The sequence below is a fragment of the Delftia sp. NA_296.1 genome (assembly GCF_052692095.1).
Genome location: NZ_JBQZGF010000001.1, coordinates 692,861 through 719,133, shown reverse-complemented (window position 1 = coordinate 719,133; position 26,273 = coordinate 692,861). Strand labels below are relative to the sequence as shown.

The 26,273-nt window shown below is 67.5% G+C and carries 21 protein-coding genes and 1 pseudogene; 14 read left to right on the top strand and 8 right to left on the bottom strand.

The window, feature by feature from the left end; all coding sequences use genetic code 11:
- Window positions 1-8: 8 nt before the first annotated feature.
- A complete protein-coding gene (locus tag ACUTR7_RS03395; RefSeq protein ID WP_034393013.1) occupies window positions 9-782 on the bottom strand; it encodes a PP2C family protein-serine/threonine phosphatase in 774 nt (257 codons plus the stop codon).
- A 136-nt stretch (window positions 783-918) separates the two neighbouring features.
- Between ACUTR7_RS03395 and ACUTR7_RS03390 the strand changes: the two genes are divergently transcribed.
- The gene (locus ACUTR7_RS03390) at window positions 919-3,093 is read left to right on the top strand and encodes an ATP-dependent DNA helicase (protein WP_445608125.1); all 2,175 of its coding nucleotides are present in this window, start codon (window positions 919-921) and stop codon (window positions 3,091-3,093) included.
- Here the strand turns inward: ACUTR7_RS03390 and ACUTR7_RS03385 are convergent.
- Window positions 3,056-3,847 carry an outer membrane protein assembly factor BamD gene (locus tag ACUTR7_RS03385; RefSeq protein ID WP_012205336.1) on the bottom strand — a complete coding sequence of 264 codons (792 nt, stop codon included), beginning with the start codon at window positions 3,845-3,847 and terminating at the stop codon, window positions 3,056-3,058. The genes ACUTR7_RS03390 and ACUTR7_RS03385 overlap by 38 nt on opposite strands.
- A 212-nt stretch (window positions 3,848-4,059) precedes the next feature.
- On the opposite strand from ACUTR7_RS03385, the gene dnaE reads away from it, so the two are divergent.
- From dnaE to sbcB, 5 genes are all read left to right on the top strand, one after another.
- Window positions 4,060-7,593 carry a DNA polymerase III subunit alpha gene (gene dnaE / locus ACUTR7_RS03380; protein WP_043820947.1) on the top strand — a complete coding sequence of 1,178 codons (3,534 nt, stop codon included), beginning with the start codon at window positions 4,060-4,062 and terminating at the stop codon, window positions 7,591-7,593.
- 133 nt (window positions 7,594-7,726) lie between these two features.
- Window positions 7,727-8,104 (top strand): ATP-dependent Clp protease adapter ClpS, encoded by a 378-nt coding sequence (gene clpS, locus ACUTR7_RS03375; protein WP_012205338.1) that lies wholly within the window; start codon window positions 7,727-7,729, stop codon window positions 8,102-8,104.
- A gap of 63 nt (window positions 8,105-8,167) precedes the next feature.
- The gene (gene clpA / locus ACUTR7_RS03370) at window positions 8,168-10,504 is read left to right on the top strand and encodes an ATP-dependent Clp protease ATP-binding subunit ClpA (RefSeq protein WP_012205339.1); all 2,337 of its coding nucleotides are present in this window, start codon (window positions 8,168-8,170) and stop codon (window positions 10,502-10,504) included.
- A gap of 83 nt (window positions 10,505-10,587) precedes the next feature.
- Window positions 10,588-12,042: a cardiolipin synthase gene (cls, locus tag ACUTR7_RS03365; protein WP_012205340.1), complete on the top strand. Its 1,455-nt coding sequence runs from the start codon at window positions 10,588-10,590 to the stop codon at window positions 12,040-12,042.
- 37 nt (window positions 12,043-12,079) lie between these two features.
- The gene (gene sbcB / locus ACUTR7_RS03360; RefSeq protein WP_123691143.1) at window positions 12,080-13,519 is read left to right on the top strand and encodes an exodeoxyribonuclease I; all 1,440 of its coding nucleotides are present in this window, start codon (window positions 12,080-12,082) and stop codon (window positions 13,517-13,519) included.
- 143 nt (window positions 13,520-13,662) lie between these two features.
- Here the strand turns inward: sbcB and ACUTR7_RS03355 are convergent, their stop codons facing one another.
- Complete coding sequence (locus tag ACUTR7_RS03355) at window positions 13,663-14,892, bottom strand: nucleoside recognition domain-containing protein (RefSeq protein WP_445608124.1); 1,230 nt, start codon at window positions 14,890-14,892, stop codon at window positions 13,663-13,665.
- A gap of 148 nt (window positions 14,893-15,040) precedes the next feature.
- Between ACUTR7_RS03355 and ACUTR7_RS03350 the strand changes: the two genes are divergently transcribed.
- Window positions 15,041-15,436 carry a VOC family protein gene (locus tag ACUTR7_RS03350; protein ID WP_013802649.1) on the top strand — a complete coding sequence of 132 codons (396 nt, stop codon included), beginning with the start codon at window positions 15,041-15,043 and terminating at the stop codon, window positions 15,434-15,436.
- Between the two features lie 19 nt (window positions 15,437-15,455).
- Here the strand turns inward: ACUTR7_RS03350 and tam are convergent, their stop codons facing one another.
- Window positions 15,456-16,229, bottom strand: a complete 774-nt coding sequence (gene tam / locus ACUTR7_RS03345; RefSeq protein ID WP_445608123.1) for a trans-aconitate 2-methyltransferase — start codon at window positions 16,227-16,229, stop codon at window positions 15,456-15,458.
- Between the two features lie 107 nt (window positions 16,230-16,336).
- Here tam and ACUTR7_RS03340 point away from each other — a divergent pair, with 107 nt between their 5' ends.
- The gene (locus ACUTR7_RS03340) at window positions 16,337-17,245 is read left to right on the top strand and encodes a LysR family transcriptional regulator (RefSeq protein ID WP_445608122.1); all 909 of its coding nucleotides are present in this window, start codon (window positions 16,337-16,339) and stop codon (window positions 17,243-17,245) included.
- A 9-nt stretch (window positions 17,246-17,254) separates the two neighbouring features.
- Here ACUTR7_RS03340 and ACUTR7_RS03335 read toward each other — a convergent pair whose 3' ends face one another.
- Window positions 17,255-18,172, bottom strand: a complete 918-nt coding sequence (locus tag ACUTR7_RS03335; RefSeq protein WP_012205346.1) for a LysR family transcriptional regulator — start codon at window positions 18,170-18,172, stop codon at window positions 17,255-17,257.
- Between the two features lie 75 nt (window positions 18,173-18,247).
- Between ACUTR7_RS03335 and ACUTR7_RS03330 the strand changes: the two genes are divergently transcribed.
- The 5 genes from ACUTR7_RS03330 (at window position 18,248) to ACUTR7_RS03310 (ending at window position 23,326) form a co-directional block, all read left to right on the top strand.
- A complete protein-coding gene (locus ACUTR7_RS03330; protein ID WP_279211570.1) occupies window positions 18,248-19,117 on the top strand; it encodes an HpcH/HpaI aldolase/citrate lyase family protein in 870 nt (289 codons plus the stop codon).
- A gap of 81 nt (window positions 19,118-19,198) precedes the next feature.
- A complete protein-coding gene (locus ACUTR7_RS03325) occupies window positions 19,199-20,203 on the top strand; it encodes a tripartite tricarboxylate transporter substrate binding protein (RefSeq protein ID WP_445608121.1) in 1,005 nt (334 codons plus the stop codon).
- A gap of 58 nt (window positions 20,204-20,261) precedes the next feature.
- Entirely contained in the window at window positions 20,262-21,425 is a 1,164-nt protein-coding gene (locus tag ACUTR7_RS03320) for a CoA transferase (RefSeq protein WP_445608120.1), read from the top strand.
- Window positions 21,425-22,270, top strand: coding sequence for an amidohydrolase family protein (locus ACUTR7_RS03315; RefSeq protein WP_445608119.1), 846 nt, complete (start codon window positions 21,425-21,427; stop codon window positions 22,268-22,270). Before ACUTR7_RS03320 ends, ACUTR7_RS03315 begins: the two co-directional genes overlap by 1 nt.
- 63 nt (window positions 22,271-22,333) lie before the next feature.
- Window positions 22,334-23,326: a tripartite tricarboxylate transporter substrate binding protein gene (locus ACUTR7_RS03310; RefSeq protein ID WP_445608118.1), complete on the top strand. Its 993-nt coding sequence runs from the start codon at window positions 22,334-22,336 to the stop codon at window positions 23,324-23,326.
- Window positions 23,327-23,346: 20 nt separating this feature from the next.
- On the opposite strand, the pseudogene ACUTR7_RS03305 reads toward ACUTR7_RS03310, so the two are convergent.
- A pseudogene (locus ACUTR7_RS03305) lies at window positions 23,347-23,496 on the bottom strand (PQQ-dependent sugar dehydrogenase); the annotation flags it as partial.
- Between the two features lie 283 nt (window positions 23,497-23,779).
- On the opposite strand from ACUTR7_RS03305, the gene ACUTR7_RS03300 reads away from it, so the two are divergent.
- A complete protein-coding gene (locus ACUTR7_RS03300; protein ID WP_445608117.1) occupies window positions 23,780-24,481 on the top strand; it encodes a YebC/PmpR family DNA-binding transcriptional regulator in 702 nt (233 codons plus the stop codon).
- 71 nt (window positions 24,482-24,552) lie between these two features.
- On the opposite strand, the gene upp is transcribed toward ACUTR7_RS03300, so the two are convergent.
- Both upp and ACUTR7_RS03290 read right to left on the bottom strand, forming a co-directional pair.
- On the bottom strand, window positions 24,553-25,182 hold the full coding sequence (upp, locus tag ACUTR7_RS03295) for a uracil phosphoribosyltransferase (RefSeq protein ID WP_012205354.1): 630 nt from the start codon (window positions 25,180-25,182) through the stop codon (window positions 24,553-24,555).
- A 56-nt stretch (window positions 25,183-25,238) separates the two neighbouring features.
- Window positions 25,239-26,216, bottom strand: coding sequence for a threo-3-hydroxy-L-aspartate ammonia-lyase (locus ACUTR7_RS03290; RefSeq protein WP_034398468.1), 978 nt, complete (start codon window positions 26,214-26,216; stop codon window positions 25,239-25,241).
- Between the last annotated feature and the right edge of the window lie 57 nt (window positions 26,217-26,273).

Here is a 26,273-nt window from a genome sequence, read left to right as displayed (position 1 = left end):
TTCGGTGGTCACGCCGTCACCGGCTGCTCCAGTGCCTCGAGCTTGAGCACCACCAGCGACAGGTTGTCACCCCCGCCCTGGGCGCGCACGCGTGCCTTGTCGATCAGGAATTCCGTGGCCTCGCGCGGCGTGAGCGCGTTGAGCACGGTGCCCAGTTCCTCCGCCGTGTAGTAGTGCCAGACGCCGTCGCTGCAGGCCATGAGCGTGGTGCCCGGGTGCACGTGCTCGATCACGTGGTGGCTCATGGGCGGCTCGGCCTCGGTGCCCAGGCAGCCCAGCAGGATGTTGGACTTGGGGTGCACATGGGCCTCGAATTCAGTGAGTTCTCCCCTGTCCACCAGGGACTGGACGTAGGAGTGGTCCTTGGTGCGGTGGACCATGGTCGCGCCCTGGTAGTGGTAGATGCGCGAATCGCCCGAATGCACCCAGTGGCAGCGGCCCTGGGGCAGCAGCACGAAGGCGGCAATGGTGCTGTGCGGCTCCTGCTCGGCCGAGATGGCCGTCAGCCGGATCACCATGTGCGACTCGTGGACGATGCTCTCCAGCAGCGCCGTGCAGTCCTCCTTGCCCGGCTCGAAGCGCTCGAACAGCTGGCGCGCCGTGAGCATGACCTGGTCGGAGGCCTTGCGTCCGCCACTGCGCCCGCCCATGCCGTCGGCCAGCACGCCCAGCAGGCAGCCGTGTACATAGGGGTGGGCCATGAGCATCACCTGGTCTTGCTGGTATTGCCTGTCACCGCGATGGATGCCTGTGGCGGCTTGGAGTCGGTACGCTGGCTGCATGGTCTCTGGTTTGGTGGGCTCTTGGGGCGGTGGATGGGCACACCAATGTCATGGCGCATATTATCGGAGCACCGTCCCCGGCGCTGGCCCGTCGCACCCCGGCGGCGCTCTCTTTTTCAACAAACGGACCCGCCCTTTGCATTCCCTGACCGCCGCCGTGCAGGCGGCCTTCGCCCCGCAAGGCCTGTTGTCGCGCGCCGAGGCGCTGTTCCTGCCGCGTGAGGGGCAGACCCGCATGGCCCTGGCCGTGGCCCAGGCCATCGAGCAGCGCCAGACCCTGGTGGTCGAGGCCGGCACGGGCGTGGGCAAGACCTATGCCTACCTGGTGCCGGCCCTGCTCAGCGGCCAGCGCGTGCTGGTGTCCACGGCCACGCGCGCGCTGCAGGATCAGCTGTATGCCCGCGATCTGCCGCGCCTCGTTGCCGCGTTGGGCATGCCGCTGCGCATGGCGCGCCTCAAGGGCCGCAGCGCCTACCTGTGCATGGAGCGGCTGGAGCGTGTGCGCCAGGGCCGCACGGCGCCGCAGGACCCGCAGGTCCTGCGCAGCGTGGCCCTGGTCGAGCGATGGGCACGCACCACGCGTACGGGCGACCTGGGCGAGTTGCCCGCGCTGGACGAGCGATCGCCCGCGCTGCCCCTGGTCACTTCCACACGCGACAACTGCCTGGGTTCCGACTGCCCGCATTGGCAGGACTGCCATGTCAACGTGGCCCGCCGCGCTGCGCTGGAGGCCGACGTGGTGGTCATCAACCACCACCTGATGTTTGCCGACCTGGATGTGCGCGAGTCGGGCGTGGCCCAGTTGCTGCCCAGCGTGGGCGTGGTCGTGGTGGACGAGGCCCACCAGCTCAACGACACCGGCGTGCAGTTCGCGGGCCAGAGCCTGTCGGGCCAGCAACTGACGGGCTATGCCCGCGATGTGCTGCGCGCCGGCCAGGAACTGGCGCGCGGCATGGCCGACTGGATGCAGCTTTCGGCACGTGTGGAGCAGGCCTTGCGCGAGCTGCGACTGGCGGCAGGCAAGCCCCCGGCGGGCGGGCGCCTGCCCTGGCAGGGCGTGACGCCGCAGGGGTTGGACGCGCAGCGCTGGCGCACCGCCCTGGTCACACTGGGGCGCAGCCTGCGGGCACTGCTGGAACCGCTGGTGCAACTGCAGGTCAGCGACCCCGAACTGCGCAGGCTGTTCGAGCGCGGCAACGAGCTGCTGCGGCGCCTGGCCACCTTTGCCGCAGCCGCCGTGCAGGACACGGTGCGCTGGCTGGAGCTGGGCAGCCAGCAGATGCGCATGCTGGAGTCTCCGCTGACCATTGCGCACATCATGCGCACGCGGCTGCTGGGGTTGACGCAGGGGCAGGAGGGATCGGAGGACCAGGAGCGAGAGGATGCACAGCCCGAGCCCGAGCCACAAGAACAGGAAGAAGGCGCGCCCGCGCCCGTTCACGAAGCTGCAGGCCTGCCTCGGCAGCCATCGGGCACCGCGTGGATCTTCACCTCGGCCACGCTGGGTGACGACGAGCGCCTGAGCTGGTTCACCGAGCCCTGCGGCCTGCGCGAGGCCCAGGTGCTGCGCGTGGACAGTCCCTTTGACTATGCGCGGCAGGCAGCGCTTTACGTGCCCCGGCCCTTTGCCCAGGCCGGCAGTGCCACGCACAGCACCGAGGTGGCGCGCCTGGCGCTGGATGCCGCCCAGCGCCTGGGCGGGCGCACGCTGGTGCTGACGACCACGCTGCGGGCGCTGCACGCCATAGGCGATGCGCTGCAGCAGTCGCTGGGGCTGTTTGGTGAACTCGATGTGTTGGTCCAGGGGCAGGCGCCCAAGCTGGCCTTGATCGAGCGCTTTATCGCGGCCGGAGAAGGCCGGGAAGGCACGGGGGCAAGCCCGGGTCGGGGTTGCATTCTCGTGGCCTCGGCCACTTTCTGGGAGGGGGTGGACCTGCCGGGCGATGCGCTGCAGCTGGTGGTCATCGACAAGCTGCCGTTTCCGCCGCCCGACGATCCGCTGGTCGAGGCGCGTTCGCGCAGTCTGGAGTCCGTGGGGCGTCAGGCCTTTGCCGACTACATGCTGCCCGAGGCCGCCATGGCGCTCAAGCAGGGCGCTGGCCGCCTGATCCGGCGTGAGACGGATCGCGGCGTGCTCGTGGTCTGTGATTCCCGGTTGGCCACCATGGGTTACGGGCGGCGGCTGCGTGCCGCGCTGCCGCCAATGCGGGCCCTGGTGGACGAGGCGGCCTTTGTTCAGGCCCTGCAGGCGCTGGCGCAGCCTGCGCCGCAGATCACCACAGCTTCCACCACGACTTCTGCTTTGCCGTGAGGTCCTGGTCGGACTCCTGGCCGTAGGAGGCGGTCAGCACGCGTTGCGCGTCGTCGCGCAACTGCGTCATGCCCAGGGCGTCGTATGAATTCACCAGGATCTGCATGGCCTCGCGCACGGCGGGCACGCCCTGGTAGTCCTTGACGGCCGTCTGCGCGCGCGCGATGGCGGCCACGTAGGCGCCGCGTCCGTAGTAGTAGCGGGCCACATGCACTTCGTACTGCGCCAGAGAGTTGACGATGTACTGCATGCGCAGCCGCGAATCCTCGGCGTAGCGCGACTCGGGAAAGCGCGTCACCAGCTCGCGGAAGGACTCGAACGAGTCCTTGGCGGCCTTCTGGTCACGCTCGGACAGATCCTGGCGCGACAGCCAGGAGAACATGCCCAGGTTGTCATTGAAGTTGACCAGGCCCTTCAGGTAGAGGGCGTAGTCGGTGGCGGGGCTGGCCGGATGCAGCTTCAGGAAGCGGTCCAGCGTGGCGGTGGCCTGGATCTTGTCGCCGCTCTTGTACTGGGCATAAGCCTTGTCGAGCTGGGCCTGCTGGGCCAGGGGCGTGCCGGCGGCACGGCCTTCGAGCTTCTCGAACAGCGGAACGGCCTTGTCGAACGCGCCGGAGGCGGCTTCGTCGCGGGCCTCGGTATAGATGCGGTCCGGGGTCCACTTGGCAGTAGGGTCTTGCTGCGTACTGGAGCAGGCTGTCAGAACGCCTGCGACCAGCATGGCGGGAACGATGGACAGGGGAATACGCTGCATGGTGGACGTTTCTCGGGCAATCGAAGGGCAGTGAGAGGGTTGGCGGGCAGGGACGCGGGCCGCGCTGAGGGGCCGCACAAAGCCTGATTTTCCCGCAACCGGGCCGAAGCATTGTAACGGCCTGCGATGCCCGCCCCGCAGGCGGGGGCGGCGGCAAAGGCATGGCCGTGAACGGGTCCCGGCCTTGCGGAGCTTTCTACAATGGCGCCCATATGTTTGTCCATTTGCGCCTGCACACCGAATTCTCCGTCGTGGACGGAACCAACCGCATCAATGCCATCGTCAAGGCCGCCGCCGAGGATGGGCAGGTCGCACTGGCCGTCACAGACTTCAACAACCTGTTTGGCGGCGTCAAGTTCTACCGCGAAGGGCGGGCCAAGGGCGTCAAGCCCGTGCTGGGCGCGGAAATCCAGATCGAAGGCGAGAACGGCGCCGCCGTCTCGCGCATCATCGTGCTGGTGCAAAGCCCGCTGGGCTACCACAACCTGTCCGAACTGCTGGCCCGTGGCTGGACCCGCAACGTGGTCAAGGGCCAGGCCGTGCACACCTGGGCCTGGCTGCAGGAGCTGGGCGAGGGGCTGATCGTGCTGGCCGGTGCCCAGGCCGGCCCCGTGGGCCAGGCGCTGATGCGCGGCGACGAGGCCGGCGCAGCCGCCGTGGCCCAGCGCCTGGCAGGCATGTTCCCGCACCGCTTCTTCATCGAACTGCAGCGCGCGGGCCGCCAGGACGATGAGGCGCACGTGCTGGCTGCCGTGCAACTGGCCGAGCGGCTGAACCTGCCCGTGGTGGCCACGCACCCCATCCAGTTCTTCGGCCCCGACGACTACGAGTCCCACGAAGCGCGCGTGTGCATCGCCGAGGGTGAGATCCTGGCCAACCCCAAGCGCGTGCGCCGCTTCACGCGCGACCAGCATTTCAAGACCGCAGCGCAGATGCAGGCGCTGTTCGCCGACATTCCCAGCGCGATTGCCAACACCGTGGAAATCGCGCGCCGCTGCAGCCTGACCCTGGTGCTGGGCAAGCCGCAGCTGCCCAATTTCCCCGTGCCTGACGGCATGACCATGGACGAGTTCTTCCGCAGCGAATCCTTCAACGGCCTGGAAGACCGCCTGACCCATCTGTATCCCGATCCCGCCAAGCGCGAGGCGCAGCGCCCGCGCTACGTGGAACGGCTGGAATTCGAGATCGGCACCATCCTCAAGATGGGCTTTCCGGGCTACTTCCTCATCGTGGGCGACTTCATCAAGTGGGCCAAGCTCAACGGCTGCCCCGTGGGCCCGGGCCGCGGATCGGGAGCGGGCTCGCTGGTGGCCTACGTGCTCAAGATCACGGACCTGGACCCGCTGGAGTACAACCTGCTGTTCGAGCGCTTCCTGAACCCCGAGCGCGTGTCCATGCCCGACTTCGACGTGGACTTCTGCCAGGCCAACCGCGACCGCGTCATCGACTATGTGAAGCAGCTCTACGGCCGCGACGCCGTCAGCCAGATCGCCACCTTCGGCACCATGGCCGCGCGCGCGGCCATCCGCGACGTGGGCCGCGTGCTGGACATGAGCTACACCTTCTGCGACGGCATCTCCAAGCTCATTCCCAACAAGCCGGGCCTGCACGTCACGCTCAAATACCCGCCCAATCCGAAGAAGGAGGGCGACAAGTACACCTACGCCATCGAGGCCGAGCCCATGCTGGCCGAGCGCATCGAAAAAGAAGAAGACGTCAAGACCCTGATCGAAATGGCCCAGAAGCTCGAAGGCATGACTCGCAACATCGGCATGCACGCGGGCGGCGTGGTGATCGCTCCGGGCAAGCTCGCCGACTTCTGCCCGCTGTACCAGCAGCCGGGCAGCGACTCGGCCGTGGCCATGTACGACAAGGACGATGTGGAGGCCGTGGGCCTGGTGAAGTTCGACTTTCTGGGCCTGGCCACGCTGACCATCCTGGAGATCGCGCGCGAGTTCATCATCAAGCGCCACAAGGGCCAGGAGAACTTCGCCTTCGAGAACATCCCGCTGGACGATGCGCGCACCTACCACCTGTTCTCCGAGGGTAAGACCGAAGCCGTGTTCCAGTTTGAATCGCGCGGCATGCAGGGCATGCTGCGCGACGCCAAGCCCAGCCGCCTGGAAGACCTGATCGCACTGAACGCGCTGTACCGTCCGGGCCCCATGGACCTGATCCCCAGCTTCGTCGCGCGCAAGCACGGCAAGGAAGTGGTGGAGTACCCGCACCCGCTGGTCGAGCAGGTGCTGGCCGAGACCTACGGCATCATGGTCTACCAGGAGCAGGTGATGCAGACCGCCCAGGTGCTGGGCGGCTACTCGCTGGGCGGCGCCGACCTCTTGCGCCGGGCCATGGGCAAGAAGAAGGTCGAGGAAATGGTCATGCACCGCGGGATCTTCCGCGAGGGCGCGGCCAAGCAGGGCATCAGCGAGGAAAAGGCCGACGAGGTCTTCGACCTGATGGAGAAGTTCGCGGGGTACGGCTTCAACAAGTCGCACGCCGCCGCCTACTCGCTGCTGGCCTACCACACGGCCTGGCTCAAGGTGCACTACACCGCCGAGTTCTACTGCGGGAACATGACCGTGGAAATGGACAACACCGACAAGCTCAAGGTGTTGTACGAAGACGCGCTCAAGATGGGCATCAGCTTCGAGCCGCCGGATGTCAACCGCGGCATGTACCGTTTCGAGCCCGTCACCGACAAGGTCATCCGCTACGGCCTGGGCGCCATCAAGGGCACGGGCCAGCAGGCGATCGAGGCCATCGTTGCGGCGCGTGAAGGCCGCGGCGTGGGGCCGCGCGGCGCCGACAAGGGACCTTTCAAGAGCCTGGCCGACTTCTGCGTGCGCGTGGACCGCACGCGCCTGAACAAGCGCACGCTGGAAGCCCTGATCAAGGGCGGCGCCTTCGACGCCATCGAGCTCAACCGGGCGTCGCTGGTGGCCTCCATCGACCATGCCTTCGAGTTCGGCAACAAGACGCTGGCCAACGCCAACCAGGGCGGCCTGTTCGACATGATGGGCGATGACGCCGTGGGCTCCAGCACCCAGGAACCGCCGCTGGTCGAGGCACTGCCCTGGGGCGTGAAGGAGCGGCTGACCCAGGAAAAGACGGCGGTGGGCTTCTACCTCTCGGGCCACCTGTTCGACGAGGTCGAGAAAGAGGTGCGCCGCTTCGTGCGCACGCCCCTGGCCGAGCTGCGCGACAGCCGCGAGCCCCAGACGCTGGCCGGCATCATCAGCGACTTCCGCGCCATCAACGGCCAGCGCGGGCGGCTGGGCCTGTTCAAGATCGATGACGGCTCGGGCGTGATCGAGGCCTCGGTGGACGAGAACACGCTCAACACCTACCGCGAACTGCTCAAGGACGATGAATTCGTCGTCATCACCGGGCGCCTGCAGCTGGACCATTTCAGCGGCGGCCTGCGCATGAAGGCCCAGCAGCTGTGGAATCTGGCAGACGCGCGCTGCCGCTTTGCGCGCTACCTGCAGGTCAGCGTGGGCGAGAAGATGCCTGACGTGCTTGGCCTGCTGCGCCAGTTCCCCGCCGTGGTGGAGCAGGGCGAGCACGGCGAGCTGCAGCGCGGCATGAAAGTGCGCCTGGGCCTGGTCTGCGAGGACGAGCGCGGCTCGGCCAGCTGCGAGCTGGCGCTGGGCGATGCCAGCCGCTTCTATCCCAGCGATGCGGCCCTGGCGGCCTGGTACGCCCAGGCCGGCAGTGCCCAGGTCAAGGTGGTCTACGAATAACCCGCAAGGTGGCACAGCGCCCGATGGCGGCGAGCAGGCACTGCTTTGGTGCGTGCTTGCCGGCCCGGGCGGGCGCCGCGCTTGAATTCTTCAGGCATGCCTCGCATATCCCTTCCGGAAAACAGTGGCTCCGATGGCTAGAATGATTTTCATGGCAACCCAACCCCCTTCGATCCCTCCTGCCATCCCTACAGTGCGGCCCGTGTCCGACGATGACGGTGCCGTGGTGCTGGAGCGGCGACGCCAGCGCGTCCAGCCGCCGCAGATGTACCAGGTCGTGATGCTCAACGATGACTTCACGCCCATGGAATTCGTCATCATCGTCCTGCAGGAACTCTTCGGTAAGGACCGCGAAACGGCCACCCAGATCATGCTCAAGATCCATCTGGATGGCCGCGGCGTCTGCGGCGTGTACTCGCGCGACGTGGCGGCCACCAAGGTCGAACAGGTGCTGCAGGCGGCCCAGAAGGCAGGCCATCCGTTGCAGGCGATGTTCGAGCCTGTTGAATAAACCCGGGCCGCCCTGATTTATGGTTGCAGTCAATAATCCCCAGCAAGCGAAAAGGAGTCATCAATGATCGCCCAGGAACTGGAAGTCAGCTTGCACATGGCCTTTGTCGAAGCGCGCCAGCAGCGCCACGAGTTCATCACCGTGGAACACCTGCTGCTGGCCCTGCTGGACAACCCCAGTGCAGCGGAAGTGCTGCGCGCCTGCTCAGCCAACATCGATGACCTGCGCTCGGCCCTGTCCAACTTCATCAAGGACAACACGCCCCAGGTGGCAGGCTCCGATGAGGTGGACACACAGCCCACGCTGGGTTTCCAGCGTGTGATTCAGCGCGCCATCATGCATGTGCAATCCACCGGCAACGGCAAGAAGGAAGTCACGGGCGCCAACGTGCTCGTGGCCATCTTCGGCGAGAAGGATTCGCACGCCGTCTACTACCTGCACCAGCAGGGCGTGACGCGCCTGGACGTGGTCAATTTCATTGCCCACGGCATCAAGAAGGGCGAACCGCCCGAGCCCGCCAAGGCCGAAAACCCTGCCGAGTCCGAAGAGGGCGCGGGTGGCGAGCGCAACGAAAAGGCTTCGCCCCTGGAGCAGTTCACGCTGAACCTCAACCAAGCGGCCAAGGACGGCAAGATCGATCCGCTGATCGGGCGCGACTACGAGGTCGAGCGCACCATCCAGATCCTGTGCCGCCGCCGCAAGAACAACCCGCTGCTGGTCGGCGAGGCCGGCGTGGGCAAGACGGCGATCGCAGAAGGCCTGGCCTGGCGCATCACCGAGGGCAAGGTGCCCGAGGTGCTGACCGAAGCCGTGGTCTATTCGCTGGACATGGGCGCGCTGCTGGCGGGCACCAAGTACCGTGGTGATTTCGAGCAGCGCCTCAAGGGCGTGCTCAAGTCGCTCAAGGACCGGCCCAACGCCATCCTGTTCATCGACGAAATCCACACGCTGATCGGCGCGGGCGCCGCTTCGGGCGGCACGCTGGACGCGTCCAATCTGCTCAAGCCGGCGCTGTCCAGCGGCCAGCTCAAGTGCATCGGCGCGACCACCTTCACCGAGTACCGCGGTATCTTCGAAAAGGATGCGGCGCTGTCGCGGCGTTTCCAGAAGGTCGACGTGGTCGAGCCGACCGTGGCCGAGACCGTGGACATCCTCAAGGGCCTGAAGTCGCGCTTCGAGGAGCACCACAGCGTGCAATACGCCGCTGCCGCCCTGCAGGCTGCGGCCGAGCTGTCGGCCAAGTACATCAATGACCGCCACCTGCCCGACAAGGCCATCGACGTGATCGATGAGGCCGGTGCCGCGCAGCGCATCATCCCGGTGGAGCAGCGCAAGCAGACCATCGACAAGGCCGAGATCGAGGCCATCGTGGCCAAGATCGCGCGCATTCCGCCTGCCAACGTGTCCAACGACGACCGCAGCAAGCTGCAGACGCTGGAGCGCGACCTCAAGAGCGTGGTCTTCGGCCAGGACAAGGCGCTGGAGGCGCTGGCCTCCTCGGTCAAGATGGCGCGCTCGGGCCTGGGCAAGCCGGACAAGCCGATCGGCTCCTTCCTGTTCTCGGGCCCCACGGGCGTGGGCAAGACGGAAGCGGCCAAGCAGCTGGCCTACATCCTGGGCGTGGACCTGATCCGCTTCGACATGTCGGAGTACATGGAGCGCCATGCCGTCAGCCGCCTGATCGGCGCGCCTCCGGGCTATGTGGGCTTTGACCAGGGCGGTCTGCTGACCGAGGCCGTGACCAAGAAGCCGCATTCGGTGCTGCTGCTCGACGAAATCGAGAAGGCGCATCCGGACATCTTCAACGTGCTGCTGCAGGTCATGGACCACGGCACGCTGACGGACAACAACGGGCGCAAGGCCGACTTCCGCAACGTGATCCTCATCATGACCACGAACGCGGGCGCCGAGACCATCAACAAGGCCTCGATCGGCTTCACCAACCCGCGCCAGGCCGGCGACGAAATGGGCGACATCAAGCGCCTGTTCACGCCGGAGTTCCGCAACCGTCTGGACGCCATCGTCAGCTTCAAGCCGCTGGACGAGCAGGTCATCCTGCGCGTGGTCGACAAGTTCCTGCTGCAACTGGAGCAGCAACTGGCCGAAAAGCGCGTGGAGGTCACCTTCACCGATGCGCTGCGCAAGCACCTGGCCAAGAAGGGCTTCGATCCGCTCATGGGCGCCCGCCCCATGCAGCGCCTGATCCAGGACACCATCCGGCGTTCGCTGGCCGACGAGCTGCTGTTCGGGCAACTGGTCGATGGTGGCCGCCTGGAAGTGGACTGGGTGGCCGACGCCGACGATGCCGACAAGGGCGAAGTCAAGCTCGACATCACGCCCCAGCCCAAGCAGGACCCGGCTTCCGAGCCGGCCGAGCCCAAAGAGGCCACTGCCGATTGATGTGCATCTTCTGATGCCCGCCGCACAAGCCGACAGCCCACCGGGCTGCCGGCTTTTTCTTTGATCCGCCCGAAGGAGTCTTTGTGGAGTGGCTTCGTCAGTACCTGACCCATGAGAATGCGCTGCTGCTGCTGTCGGTGACCTGGTCGGTCTATGTGGTGATCGTCGCGGTGTGGATCCTTCTGCAGCGCAGCGCGCCCGTGGCCACGCTGAGCTGGCTTCTGTCCATGGCGGCGATTCCCGTGGGCGGGCTGGCCATTTACTATTTCTTCGGCCCGCAGCGGCTCAAGCGCCAGCGCATCAAGCGGCTGCGTGCGCGAAAGACATCGCGTGTGCGAACAGGCGTGCAGCGCCTGCGCGAGCGCATGCCGGGCAGCTCGGAGCGCCTGCACCAGGTCGCGCGGCTGGTGGCGGCCACCAGCGACTTTCCGGTCAGCACGGCCGCCGACCTGCGGCTGCTGGTGGGCGGCGCTGCCACCTTCGACGCCATCATCGAGGCGGTGAATGCGGCGCGTCATCACATCCACCTGGAGTACTACATCTTCGAGCCCGACCAGACCGGCACGGCCCTGCGCGACCTGCTGATACAGCGGGCCCGCGCAGGCATACAGGTGCGCCTGCTGGTGGATGCCCTGGGTTCCAAGAAGCTGGGACGGCGATTTCTGCAGCCGCTGGAGGATGCGGGCGCCGAGGTCGCGCTGTTCCATGGCACCAAGATCGGCCGGCGGCTGCGTCCGGTCATCAACTTCCGTACCCACCGCAAGATCCTGGTGTGCGACGGCAAGGTGGGCTTCACGGGCGGCGTCAACGTGACCGACGAAGAGAACGCGCGTGTCATGCCCGATGCCTACCACGACGTGCACCTGCGCCTGGAGGGTGCCATCGTCAACTGGCTGCAGACCGTGTTCCTCGAAGACTGGGCCTATGCGCTGGAAAAGGACCCCAAGAACGAGCCCGCCGACATCGACCTGCTGCTGCCGGATGCGCCCGAGGGCCCGCTGCCCGTGCAGATCATCACCTCGGGCCCCGACAACGGCCTGCAGGCCATCTACCGCGCCCATCTGGCGGCCATCAACGCGGCCGAGGAACGTGTCTGGCTGACCACGCCGTATTTCGTGCCCACCGAGGCCGCGCTGGCAGCGCTCACCAATGCCTCGCTGCGCGGTGTCGATGTGCAACTGCTGGTGCCGCGCCGTTCTGACTCGGCCCTGGTCACGGCGGCCGCGCGCTCCTACTACGACGAGCTGATCCGCTGCGGCGTGCGCGTCTACGAGTACAAGGCACGCATGCTGCACTCCAAGACCCTGGTGGTGGACGACAACATCGCCATCATCGGCACGGCCAACTTCGACTACCGCAGCTTCTTCCTGAACTACGAGGTCTGCGCCATCGCCTACGGGCCTGCGCTCAACGGCGATCTGGCCAAGCAGTTCGAGGCCGATCTGGAGCAGGCCCAGCGCGTGCACTTCAAGCGCGACCTGGGCTTTGCGCTGCGCCTGTTCGACTCGGGCGCGCGGCTGTGTTCGCCCCTGTTGTGAGGGCCGGTGGCCCGTTTTTCGCAGGCATACTCGCTCGATGGCCCATACCTTCTTCTGGCACGACTACGAGACCTTCGGCGCCCAGCCGCGCTATGACCGGCCCGCGCAATTCGCGGGCATCCGCACCGATGCGGAACTCAATGAAATCGGCGAGCCCGTCATGTGGTACTGCCAGCCGGCAGGCGACTACCTGCCCGATCCGCAGTCCTGCCTGATCACCGGCATCACCCCCCAGCAATGCCTGGAGCAGGGCATGCCCGAGGCCCAGTTCGCCGCCCGCATCGAGGCAGAACTGGCCCAGGCAGGCACCGTGGGCGTGGGCTACAACACCATCCGTTTTGACGACGAGATCACGCGCTTCATGTTCTGGCGCAACCTCATCGACCCCTATGCGCGCGAATGGCAAAACGGCTGCGGGCGCTGGGACCTGCTCGACGTGGTGCGCATGGTCTATGCGCTGCGCCCCGAAGGCATTGTCTGGCCGAAAAAGGAGGATGGATCTCCAAGCTTCAAGCTCGAGGACCTGGCCCGCGCCAACGGCCTGCTGCACGAGAAGGCGCACGACGCGCTGTCCGACGTGCGCGCCACCATCGGGCTGGCGCGGCTGATCCGCAAGGTCCAGCCCAGATTGTTCGACTTCGCCTTCTCGCTGCACAAGAAGGACCGCGTGCTGCAGGAAATGGGCCTGCCGGCCGAGCCGGCGCATGCCAGGCCCTTCCTGCACGTCAGCGGCATGATCCGGCCCGAGCGCGGCTGCATCGCCGTCATGTGGCCGCTGGCCACGCACCCCACCAACAAGAACGAGATCATCTGCTGGGATCTGGCGCAGGACCCGTCCGAGCTGGCCTCCATCGACGTGGACACGCTGCGCCTGCGCCTGTTCTCGCGCGCGGCCGACCTGCCCGAGGGCGTGCAGCGCCTGCCCATCAAGAGCATCCACGTCAACAAGTCGCCCATGGTGGTCGGCAGCCTCAAGACGCTGAGCCCGGCCATGGCCGCGCAATGGGGCATCGATGTGGAGCAGTGCATGGGCCATGCGGCCATTGCACGTGACCTGCCCGACATGAGCGCGCTGTGGCGTGCCGTTCACCAGCGCCCTGCGCAGGAAGGGCTGGATGCCGACCAGGACCTGTACGGCGGCTTTGTGGGCAATGAAGACCGGCGACGCCTGAACCACCTGCGCAGCCTGTCCGCGCAGGAGCTGGCGCTGGACCGCACGGGCTTCGACGATGCCCGCCTGACCGAACTGCTGTTCCGCTACCGCGCCCGCAACTTCCCCGCCAGCCTGAACCCTGCCGAGCGCCAGCGCTGGCTGCAGCACTGCGCGGCCTGCCTGATCGAAGGCAAGGGCGGCGCACGCACGGCCGAGCAGATGTTTGCCATGGTCGATCAGCTATCGGAAACTGCCGACGAGCGCGGCGAGGAAATCCTGGGGGCGCTGTATGACTATGCGGAAGCCATCATGCCGGAACTTTAGTCCCCTCTGAGCCGCTGCGCGGCTTCTCCCGAGAGGTGCGACACCCTCGCGGCGGGGCGAGGCGGGGCGGGTGACGTAGGCCCTTGCTCGGTGTTCCTCGCCTTTGGCCGCGTCGGCTTCAGGCGCAGCGCCCATTTGTGCCTTCAGCCAAAGAACTTGTAGCAGACCACGATGGCCGCCACCACGCCGGCCAGTTCGGCGATGAGGGCGCAGGGCACGGCGTGGCGGGCGCGCTGTATGCCCACGGCGCCGAAGTAGACGGCCAGGACGTAGAAGGTGGTTTCGGTGCTGCCCTGGATGGTGGCGGCCACCAGGGCGGCGAAGCTGTCCACGCCCTGGGTCTGCATGGTCTCGATCAGCATGGCGCGCGCCGCGCTGCCCGAGAAGGGTTTGACCAGGGCCGTGGGCAGGGCGTCCACGAAGCGGCCGTCCATGCCCAGGGCATCGACCACCCAGCGTATGCCCGACAACGCATACTCCAGCGCGCCCGATGCGCGGAACACGCCCACGGCGCAGAGCATGGCCACCAGGTAGGGCAGCAGGCCCTTGGCCACGTCAAAGCCTTCCTTGGCGCCTTCGATGAAGCTGTCGTAGACCGCGACCTTGCGCCAGGCGCCCAGGGTGACGAACAGCACGATCAGGCCAAACAGCGTCAGGTTGCCCAGCAGCGATGACAGCTGCGCCAGCGCGGCCGCCGACAGCGTGGCCAGAAAGGCCATGAAGCCCGCCAGCGCCAGGCCCAGCGGCAGCAGGTAGCCCAGCACCACGGGGCTCCACAGCGGCAGCCGCTGCACGGCGGCCACGGCCAGCAGGCCGACCAGGGTCGAGGCCGAGGTGGCCAGCAAGATCGGCAGAAAGACCAGGGTGGGATCGGGCGCACCCTGCTGCATGCGGTACATGAAGATGGTCACGGGCAGCAGGGTCAGCGACGACGCATTGAGCACCAGGAACAGGATCTGCGCATTGGTGGCGGTGTCGGGCCGGGGATTGAGCTCCTGCAGCGAGCGCATGGCCTTCAGGCCCATGGGCGTGGCCGCGTTGTCCAGTCCCAGCCCGTTGGCCGCGAAGTTCAGCGTGATCAGGCCCAGGGCCGGATGGCCGCGCGGCACCTCGGGCATGAGCCTGGCGAACAACGGGCCCAGCACGCGCGCCAGCCACTCCACCACGCCGGCCTTCTCTGCGATGCGCAGAAAGCCCAGCCACAGCGTCAGCGTGCCGAACAGCAGCACCATGACCTCGACCGACAGCCTGGCCATGGCAAACAGCGCCTGCACCATGGCCGAGAAAATCCCGGCCTGGCCGCCGACCAGCCATTGCGCCAGCGCAGCCACGGCCGCCACCAGAAAAAAGCCCAGCCACAAGGCATTCAGCATGGATTCCCATCCCTCACGAGGCAATTGCAAGCCGCCATTGTGGGGCCAGCCGCAGGGCTTACGGGCCAGGGCGGCAGGGCATTGACAGGGCTCCGTTATCCTCGCGGCCCCGCGGTCCGAGGACCGCATCATTGCTGCAAAGGATTCCATGCCCCAGGTGATAGGACAGGTGAGCGTCGCCGTGCGCGACTATGACGAGGCGCTGCGCTTTTATGTGGGCGCGCTGGGCTTCGTGCTGATAGAGGACACCGCCCTGTCCGAGGGCAAGCGCTGGGTCACCGTGGCCCCCGGTGGCGGCGGTGTGCGCCTGCTGCTGGCCCGCGCCACGAATGAGGAGCAGGCCGCGCGCGTGGGCAACCAGACGGGCGGGCGCGTGTTCCTGTTCCTGCAGACCGACGACTGCCTGCGCGACTTCGAGGCCTACCGCTCGCGCGGCGTGCGCTTTGTGCAGGACCCCCAGCGCAAGCCCCACGGCACCGTGGCCGTGTTCGAAGACCTCTACGGCAATCTGTGGGATCTCATCGAGCCGCATCCTGCGCGCTGAGGGCCGAAGGCGCACCGCTTCAGCGGCTGGCCACGATGAACAGCCTGGGGAAGGGCAGCAGCACCGTGCCATCGTCCAGCGCGGGGTAGGCCTGGGAGATGGCCTGCAGATACGCTGCGTAGAAGCCGGCCTTTTGCTCCTCGTCCAGCGGCGCGACGAAGGGACGCAGCGCCGAACCCTTGAACCACTCAACCACCGCAGCATGGCCGCCCGCCAGCGGGTGGAAGTAGGTGGTGCGCCAGACATCGACGTTGCTGCAGTGCGGGCGAAGCAGGGCGTAGTAGAAGTCCGCTCTGTGACGTGCGGGGTGGCGCACATCGCCAATCGTGGCAGCCCAGGGGCCGCTGGCGGCCACTTCGCGCGCCAGCCGGTGGGCCGGTTCTTCCAGGTTGTCCGGCGTCTGCACGGCCAGGCTGCCACCGGGTGCCAGGTGGCTGACGAGGCGCGGGTAAAGCTGCTGGTGGTCGGGCAGCCACTGCAGCGAGGCATTGGCCAGGATCACGTCCTGCGGCTGGTCGGGCTGCCAGGTGGCGATGTCGGCCAGTGAGAAGGCCGTGCCCGGCAGCCGCTTGCGTGCGGCATCCAGCATGTCCTCGGAATTGTCCAGTCCCGTCACGGTGGCCCCGGGGAAGCGCTGGGCCAGGACCTCGGTGGAGTTGCCGGGGCCGCAGCCCAGGTCCACGGCCAGCCGCACGGCGTGGTCAGGCAGATCGGGAATGGCGGCCACCAGGTCGCGCACGGGGCGCGTGCGTTCCTGCTCGAACGTTGTGTACTGCTTTGCGGACCAGGTCATCGTGTTGCCTTTCAGGTAGGTGTGTTTGTGGGGCGCGAGCGTAAATCCGTCCATCCATGATTGCAAATGCCACAATTGAAGTCTTCCCATACCTTGAAAGTATTGACGTGCCCGAGCTTCGCCAACTGCGCGCCTTTGTCGCCATCGCCGAGGAAGGCCACATCACCCGCGCGGCCGAGCGCCTGGGCATGCAGCAGCCGCCGCTGACGCGATTGCTGCAGGGCCTGGAGCACGAATTGGGCGTGGAGCTGGTGCAGCGCCTGCCGCGCGGCGTGCGGCCGACGGCGGCGGGGCTGGCGCTGCTGGAAGAGTCCAAGGCGCTGCTGGAGCGCTGTGACGTGCTGGCCGAGGTCGTGCGCCGCGCCGCCCGGGGTGAGACGGGCCGGCTGGCCGTGGGCTTCACCAGTTCGGCCGCGCTGCATCCCTTCGTGCCCGGCGTGCTGCGCATGTTCCGCCAGCAGGTGCCCGGCGTGGCCGTGGCACTGGAGGAGGCGGGCACGGGTGAACTCATGGATGCATTGCTGCACGAGCGGCTGGACGCGGCCTTTGTGCGCTCGCCCCTGCATGGCAGCCAGGGGCTGCAGGCCGTGCCGATTCTGGAGGAGCCCATGCTGCTGGCCCTGCCTGCAGGGCATGCGCTGGCACGCCCATTGCGCCGGCCCGTGCCTTTGCCGCAGCTCGCCTCGGAGGATTTCGTGCTGTACCGGCGCAGGGTAGGGCAGGGCCTGTACGACGCCATTCTCAAGGCCTGCCTGGAGGCGGGCTTCAGCCCGCGCGTGGTGCAGGAGGCGCCGCGCATGACGGCCACGCTGAGCCTGGTCTCGGCAGGGCTGGGGCTGTCCATCGTGCCGGCCTCCATGCAGCGCCTGCGCAGCGACGGCATTGTCTACCGTGCGCTGTCCCAGTGCCCCGGGCTGGCCGCTCCCCTGCATCTGGCCACGCGCGTGGGCGATGCGTCGGCCGTGCTGCGCAGGCTCCAGGACCTGGTTGCCACGGCGGCCGTGGCGGAGTCCTGACGGCGCGGGCTACGGTGTCCTGTTTGCTGCGCGTGCGGCAGCGCGCGGGCCGCCGCGCTGCTTGACCACGGTGCGTGCGCAGTCCACCAGCCTGTGGATCAGCGGCAGCCGTGCCGACGAGCGCAGCCACATCACGCCAAAGCGCCGCGACTGCGATTCCTCGGGCAGGGCCAGGCGCACCACGCCCTGGCCATCGGGCAGGTTCAGGGCCGTGTCGGGCACCAGCGAAACGCCCAGGCCGCGCTCCACCATCATGGCAATGGCCACCAGCGAGCTCAGTTCAAAGCGCTCCTGCGGCGCAATCTGCGCGGCGCGCAGGTAGCGCTCCACCATCTGGCCGCCGCCCAGGCTGCGGTCATAGCGGATCAGCGGCTGGGTGCGCAGCAGGGTGTGCGGGTCCAGGTGCGCCAGCTGGTGCGGCACCAGCAGCACCAGCGGCTCCTCGCGCAGCAGTGTCCAGTCGAAAGTCTTGGCCAGGGCGAAGGAGGGGTGCAGGCAGACGGCGGCATCCAGCTCGCCCTGCTGCACCGCCTGGTACAGCTCGCGCGTGGTGGCCGAGCGCAGGAAGACCTTGGTCTGCGGGCACTTCTTCACAAAGCCCGCCAGGATGTCGGGCAGCAGGCTGTGCAGGGCCGTGTTGATGGTGCCTATCACCAGCTCGCCGTCGGCGCCCTCATGGTTGACATGGGTCTTGGCGTTGGCCAGCTCGCGCAGCAGCAGCGGGGCCGATTGCGACAGCCGGTGGCCGGCTGGGGTGGGCAGCACGGTGCGGCCTGCGCGGGCCAGCAGGGGGGCGTCGAACTCGCGCTCCAGGATGCGGATCTGTTGGGCCACGGCGGCGGCCGTGATGTTCAGGCGCCGCGCGGCCTCGGCCATGGAGCCGGTCTCCACCACGAGCAGGAAGCTGTGCAGGTAGCTGGTTTCCATAAACAAAGAATTTGTGTGGTTTGAACAAATATTACCTGTGTTTCTCTTGGCTTTCTGCCGCCCACAATGCGGTGCATGAGAAGCAAACTGTTTGTTCCCGCATCGCGTCCCGAGCTGTTCGCCAAGGCCCTGGCCGGCGAAGCCGACGCACTGTCCTTCGACCTGGAGGACGCGGTGGCCGAGGCCCGCAAGGACGAGGCGCGCGGCCTGCTGCGCAGCTTCCTGCTAAGCCCTGAAAGCCGGGGCCATGGCAAGACGCTGATCGTGCGCGTCAACGCCATGGATACGCCGCATTTCGGCGCCGACATCGCCGAGATGGTGCGCGACGGCGTGCACCTCATCAACCTGCCCAAGCCCGAGACCGTGCAGCAGGTGCGCGAGGCCGCACAGCGCATTGCCGAGGCGGCAGATGCCAACGGCGTGGCCCAGGCGCCTGGCCTGCTGCTCAACATAGAAACACCCCGCGCCCTGCGCTGCGCTGCTGAATTGGCCAGCGCCCATGCCAGCGTGGCCGGCCTGCAGATGGGGCTGGGCGATCTGTTCGAGCCCTTTGGCGTGAACCGGCGCGAGCCCGCCGCCATTGCCCAGGCGCTGTTTGCCGTGCGCATGGCCGCCGCCGAGGCCGGCGTCTACGCCTACGACGGCGCCTTTGCCGACATCCGCGACAGCGAGGGCTTCAGCGCCGAGGCCCGCCTGTCGCGCGGCCTGGGCTTTCTGGGCAAGACCTGCATACACCCCAGCCAGATCGCCCTGGCCAATGCGGTCTACCAGCCCACCGAGCAGGAGATTTCCCACTCGCTGAAGGTGGTCCAGGCGGCCCGCGAGGCTGACGCCAATGCGCTGGGCGCCTATGTGGTGGACGGAAAGATGGTGGACAAGCCCTTTGTGCTGCGTGCCCAGGCCATCGTGGCTGCGGCGCATGCACAGGGGCTGCTGGCGGCCTGAACGGGCGGCCGGCAATCCGGTGCCCCGGCATCCCGCATGCCGGGCATCCCCATGACAAGAAACAGTACAGGAGACAAAGACATGAGCATTTCCCATTGCCGCGCGCGGCGCAGGCTGGTGGCGCTGGCCGCCGCCACAACGGTGGCCACGCTGGCCGGGCTGGCTTCGCCGGGATTGATGGCGCAGGGCGCCTTCCCGTCCAAGGCCATCACCATGGTGGTTCCCTATCCGCCCGGTGGCTCCAACGACGTGTTCGCACGCCAGGTCGCCAAGGAAATGGGCGATCTGCTCAAGCAGGCCGTGATCGTGGACAACCGGCCCGGCGCCAGCGGCAACACCGGCACGGCCTCGGTAGCCAAGGCGACGGCAGACGGCTACACGCTGGTGGCGGTCTCGTCCAGCATGACCACGAATGCTGCGGTGCAGGCCAAGATGCCCTTCGACCCCGTCAAGGACCTGGCGCCCGTGGCCATGTTTGCCAAGGGCCCGCTGGTGGTGGCCGTGAACAACGAATTCCCCGCCAGGACGCCGCAGGATCTGGTGCGCGCCATCAAGGCCAGCCCGGGCCAGTTCAACTACGCCACCTCGGGCACCGGCAGCATCAACCACTTCGCGACCGAGATGATGCGCTCCATGGTGCCGGGCATGGACATCATGCATGTGCCCTACAAGGGACAGGGTCCGGCCGTGACCGACGTGATCGGCAACCAGGTGCAGATGCTGGTCTCCAGCGGCCCGTCCATCCTGCCCATGGTGCGCAACGGCAAGCTGCGCGCCATCGGCATCACCAGCCTCAAGCCCAGCCCCATTGCGCCGGACCTGACGCCCATGGCAACGGCCATCCCGGGCTACGAGTTCGATCTGTGGTGGGGGCTGCTGGCGCCTGCGGGCACGCCCACCGACATCGTGGACCGCCTCAACCAGGCTGTGAACCAGGTGCTGGCCAAGCCGACCATCCAGGCCAGCTTCCTGCGCGAAGGCGCCATTGCCAACCCCGTGACGCCGCAGCAGTTCGCACAGGTGATCCGCAGCGACGTGGCGCGCTGGAAGCAGCTCGCCAAGGACCGCAATATCCAGGCCGATTGAACGCGGCCACTGGCGGGAGGTGCCCCATGCCTTCCCGCTTCCCTATCAGGAGAAACGAATGAGTTTTGTGCCCGGTGAACGCCAGGGACCGAAAGGCCCGCTCAGCGGTGTGCGCGTGCTGGATCTGAGCGCCTATATCGCGGGGCCGTATGGCTGCTCGCTGCTGGCGGACCAGGGCGCCGAGGTGATCAAGGTCGAGCCGCCCGTGGGCGACAACCTGCGCAAGTACCCCTCCACGCTGGAAGCGGAAAGCCGCGCCTTCCTGGGCGTGAACCGCAGCAAGTGGGGCATGGTGCTGGACCTGAAGGATGAGGCCGACCACGCCGTGCTGCTGCGCCTGGTGCGCGAGGCCGATGTGCTGGTCCACAACTTCCGCCCCGGCGTGCCCGAGCGGCTGGGCATCGGTTTTGCGCAACTGGCCGCCATCAACCCACGCCTCATCTATTGCAGCGTCACCGGCTATGGCAGCCGCGGGCCGCTCAAGGCCAAGGCGGGCTACGACCAGGTGCTGCAGACCATGACCGGCATGTGCGCCATGCAGGGCAAGTCAGGCGGGCCGCCCGAGATTCTCTATGGCTCCGTGGTGGACTACTACGCCTCGGCCCTGGTGGCGGGCGGTGTGTCGTCGGCGCTGTACGAGCGCGAGAAAAGCGGGCTGGGCCAGCATGTGGGCGTGTCCCTGCTGCGCGCGGCGCTGACCATGCAGTCCGCACGCATGGTCTGGGCCGAGGGCGAGCCGCGCGAGGTAGGGCGCGACATGCGCTCCGGCGGCATCACGGGCATCCACCCGACGCGCGAAGGATATCTCTACATTTCGGCCAACACCGCGCATTTCTGGGCGGCGCTGTGCCGCAAGCTGGATCTGCCCGAGGTGGCCAGCGACGAGCGCTACGACTCCGTGCGCAAGCGCGCCCAGCACCGCGACGTGCTGGTGCCCCTGCTGCGCCAGGCGCTGGCGGGGCGCAGCGCACTGGAATGGGAGGCCTTGTTTGGCGAGGAAGTGCCCTGCGCGGCGGCCCGCACGGTGGAAGACATGTTCGACGACCCGCAGGTGCAGGCCGAGGGCATGGTCACCCGCTTCGAGCACCCGACCCTGGGCAGCTACCGGGGCTTTGCCGGCGCCGTCGAATTCGACCGCACGCCCGGCCCGCCGGCCTTTGCTGCGCCCACGCTGGGCCAGCACACCCAGGCCCTAAAGGCCGCCGCACAAGAGGGCTGCTGATGCAGGCACTGCTCGCTGGCGCCTGCGACGCCCATCTGCACGTCTTCGATCCGCGCTTTGGTACGCGTTTTGGGGCCGAGGCGCCGCAGGCCATGCGCGCCCATGCCACGGCTGCCAACTATGCGCAGCTACGCAGCGCCATGGGGCTGGAGCGCGCCGTCATCGTCCAGCCGCGTGCGCATGGTACGGACAACCGGGCCACGCTGCACGCCATCCAGTCGCTGGGCGCAGCAAGCACGCGCGGCATTGCCGTGGTGCACCCCGAGATCACCGACGCACAGTTGCAGGCGCTGCATGACGGCGGCATTCGCGGCATCCGCTTTTCGCTGCACACCGAGCACGATGCAGCCGTGCGGCTGGACATGCTGGAGCCGTTGGCCGAGCGCATAGCCGCGCTGGGCTGGCATGTGCAGCTGCACTGGCTGGCCAGCCAGATCGAGGCCCATGCGGCGCTGCTGCAGCGGCTGCCATGCACCCTGGTGTTCGACCACATGGCCCGGCTCGCTGACAGTGCTGACGGCGCTGGCGTGCACGAGCCCGCCTTCGGCGTGGTCCGTGGGCTGGTGCAGCAGGGCAGGGCCTGGGTCAAGCTCTCGGGCCCGTATCTGAACAGCCGGGCGGGCCTGGCCGCAGGCTATGCCGACTGCGACGCGCTGGCGCAGGCCTGGGTGTCCGAGGCCCCGCAGCGCCTGGTCTGGGGCAGCGACTGGCCCCATGTCACCGAAGTTGCCCATCCGCCGCAGACCCCCATGCTGCTGGCGCTGCTGTCGCGCTGGATTCCCGATGCGGCGCTGCGCGAGCGCGTGCTGGTGGACAACGCCGCCGAGCTGTACGGATTCGATTGAGGGCGCGGGGCACGCAAGCCTCGCAGCCCAGGTTTTCACCATTGAGCAACAGGAGACAGAAACGTGAAGAAGATCAAGACACTGCGGCCCGCCATGACGGTGCTGGCCTTGGGGCTGGGCCTGGGACTGGGACTTTTCCAGGGCACGCTGCATGCGGCCGACTATCCGGCCGCACAGGCCATCACGGTCGTCGTGCCGTTCTCGGCCGGCGGCGGCGCGGACAATGCGGCGCGCATCATCGCCAAGGCGCTGGGCGAGGTCTCGGGCCAGACCGTGGTGGTGGACAACAAGGCCGGCGCCAGCGGCGCCATTGGTGCCGCCCTCGTGGCGCGCGCCAAGGCCGATGGCTATACGGTGCTGTATGACGCATCGTCCTTCGCCATCAACCCCGCATTGCGCAAGCTGCCCTATGACCCGGCCAAGGATTTCATTGCCGTGTCCCAGGCCATCAGCGTGCCCAACATCCTCGTGGCCGCGCCGTCCTCTCCCTACAACAGCCTGGCCGACTTCATGAATGCCGCGCGGCAAAAGCCCGGCAGGCTCACCTATGCCTCCTACGGTCCGGGCAGCCTGGCCCAGATGGCGACGGAACTGCTCAAGGCAGACGCCAAGTTCGATGCCGTCCACGTTCCCTACAAGGGCGGGGCGCCCGCCATCGTCGATGTCATGGGCGGCCAGGTCGATGTGTACTTTGCCAACGCGGCCTCCAGCATCAATTACGTCAAGGGCGGCAAGCTCAAGGCGCTGGCCGTGTCCTCGGCCAAGCGCATGCCGGACCTGCCCGACGTGCCCACGGTGGCGGAAAGCGGCATCAAGGGCTTCGAGGTCACGGAGTGGAACGGCTTCTTCCTGCCTGCGGGCACGGCGCCCGACACCGTGCTGAAGCTGCAGGACCTGGTACAAAAGGCACTGGCCTTGCCGGCGACGCGCGCCAGCCTGGAAAAGCTGGGCCTGACGCCGGTGGGCAGTTCCTCCGCCGCCTTCACGGGCTTCGTGGCGGCCGAGCGCAAGCGCTGGGATGCCGTGGTCAAGGCCAACGGCATCACCGTGCAGTGAGCCGCCGCGCGTGACGGGACTCAGGGCGTGGCGGTGACGCGCAGCAACTGCCCGTCCTGGGCATCCGTCAGCAGGTAAAGCCAGCCGTCCGGTCCCTGGCGGACATCACGCACGCGCTGGCCCAGGCGCGTCAGCACCTGCTCGCTGCCCGTTACCTTGCCGGCCCACAGGGGGCAGGCCAGCCAGTGCCGGCGCGAGGCGCCCGTCACCGTGCACGATGCGCATGCGGCCCGGCCGACTGCGCTGCAGTGCAGTCGGGCGGCTTTGATCTGGCAAACATCATGCACGACGCGGCCAGAGCCAGCGGCGCCCTGTCAACCACTGCGCAAAAAGCCCGCGCAGCCACTTGCGCGGGTGTATAAACAGCGCTCTTTCGGCGCCGGGCCGGGTCCCCGCGTGGGGCGGTCGGCGGCGCCTCCTACCCACCAGAGAATCCGCAAGGGAAAAGCAGCCATGGGCGCGCAATGGAAAGCAAAGGGCAAGGCGCTGGTCGCCGATGCCAAGGGAAAGCTGTTTGGCAAGCTGGCCAAGGAAATCATCGTCGCGGCGCGCGCCGGCGCCGATCCGGCAGGCAACTCGCGCCTGCGCATGGCCGTGGAAGCCGCCCGCAAGGCCTCCATGCCCAAGGACACGCTCGAGCGTGCGATCAAGAAGGGCTCGGGCGTGGGTGCCGATGCCGTCAACTACGAACGCGTGGTCTATGAAGGCTACGGCCCCAACCGCGTGCCCGTGATGATCGAGTGCCTGACCGACAACGTGAACCGCACGGCGCCCAACATGCGCGTGTGCTTCCGCAAGGGCCAGATGACGGCCGTGGCCTGGGACTTCGACCATGTGGGCATGATCGAGGGCGAGCCCGAAGGCGGTGCCGATGCCGAGCTGGCCGCCATCGAGGCCGGCGCACAGGACTTCGAGCCCGGCGAGGAAGAGGGCACAACGCTGTTCATCACCGACCCGATGGACCTGGATACCGTGAGCAAGGCGCTGCCGGCCCAGGGCTTCAAGGTGCTGTCGGCCAAGCTGGGCTACAAGGCCAAGACGCCGGTCAGCATGGCCAGCCTGTCGGCCGAGCAGCAGGAGGAAGTGCAGGACTTCCTGGCCGGCATCGAGAACGATGATGACGTGCAGCACGTCTACGCGGGCCTGGTGGATTGATCCCGCTGCCCCCGTTCCCCAGCAAAAAAGCCGCACGATGTGCGGCTTTTTTGCGGGTGCGTGCACCAGGCCTACTTGGTGCCGAAGATGCGGTCGCCCGCGTCGCCCAGGCCCGGCAGGATGTAGCCGTGGGCGTCCAACTGGCGGTCCACGGCGGCCGTGTAGATGTCCACGTCGGGGTGGGCCTTTTGCATGGTGGCCACGCCTTCGGGCGCGGCCAGCAGGCACATGAACTTGATGGACTTCGGGTTCAGCTGCTTCAGGCGCGCCACGGCGGCGGCTGCCGAGTTGCCCGTGGCCAGCATGGGATCGACGACCAGCACGTCGCGCTCTTCCATCTCGGAAGGCATCTTGAAGTAGTACTCGACGGGCTGCAGCGTCTCGGGGTCGCGGTACAGGCCGATGTGGCCGATGCGCGCACCGGGCACGACGTTGAGCATGCCGTCGAGGAAACCGTTGCCGGCGCGCAGGATGGACACCAGCACCAGCTTCTTGCCGTCGATGACCTTGCCGGTCATGGTCTCCAGCGGGGTCTCGATCTCGATGTCCTGCAGCGGCATGTCGCGCGTGATCTCATAGGCCATCAGCGTGGACAGCTCGCCCAGCATGCGGCGAAAGCTGTTGGTGCTGGCTTCCTTGCGGCGCATCAGCGTGAGCTTGTGTTGGACCAGCGGGTGGTCGATCAGGTGCAGAGTACTCATGGTTTTCTTCTGGAAAAAAGGGGCGCCGGCATTTGCGGCCGGCGCCAGGGGGCGGTTCAGTCGTGCAGAAAGCGTGCGTAGCGCGCCAGGTCCACATTGCCGCCGCTGATCAGAATGCCCACGCGCGCGCCCGACAGCGCAACCCCGCCATGCAGGGCGCCCGCCAGCGAGAGCGCTCCCGTGGGTTCGACCACGATTTTCTTGCGTTCCGCGTAAAAGCGCATGGCCTGCACCAGATGCTCGTCCGCCACGGCCAGGATATCTTCCACGTGCTCGCGGATGATGGCGAATGTGATATCGCCGATGGACTGGGTCTGGGCGCCGTCGGCAATGGTGTGGGGCGTGGGGATCTGCACGATCTGGCCTGCGCGTAGCGACTGGCGGGCATCGTCGCCGGCCTGGGGCTCGACGCCGTAGACCTTGCAGCGCGGGGCGAGCTGTCCGGCTGCCAGCAGGCTGCCGGACAGCAGGCCGCCGCCGCCCAGGCAGACAAAGAGGTAGTCCAGGTCGGGCACCTCTTCGAACAGTTCCTTGGCAGCCGTGCCCTGGCCGGCGATCACGTCGCGGTGGTTGAACGGCGGGATCAGCGTCATGCCGCGCTCGTCGGCCAGGCGGCGGGAGATGGCCTCGCGGTCCTCGGTGAAGCGGTCATAGGTCACCACCTGGGCGCCGTAGGAGCGCGTGGCCGCCATCTTGGAGGCGGGAGCATCCTCGGGCATGACGATGAGCGCGGGCATGTCCAGCATCTGCGCGGCCAGTGCCACGGCCTGGGCATGGTTGCCCGAAGAAAAGGCCAGTGCGCCGCGCTTGCGCTGCTCGGGCGTGAACTGCGACAGCGCGTTGTAGGCGCCGCGTATCTTGAAGGCGCCCGTGCGCTGCAGGTTCTCGCACTTGAAGAACAGCTGGGCGCCCAGCAGCTCGTCGGCGGTGCGGCTGCGCAGTATGGGTGTGCGGTGGGCCACGCCTTCCAGCCGGCGAGCGGCGGCGGCGACATCGTCATAGGTGGGCAGCGAGGGAGGGCTGTTCGTCGTCATGGCGTGCGGTTCCGCAAAGTGGATGGAGGCGCTTTCGATCATAGCCGCATGCGCGGG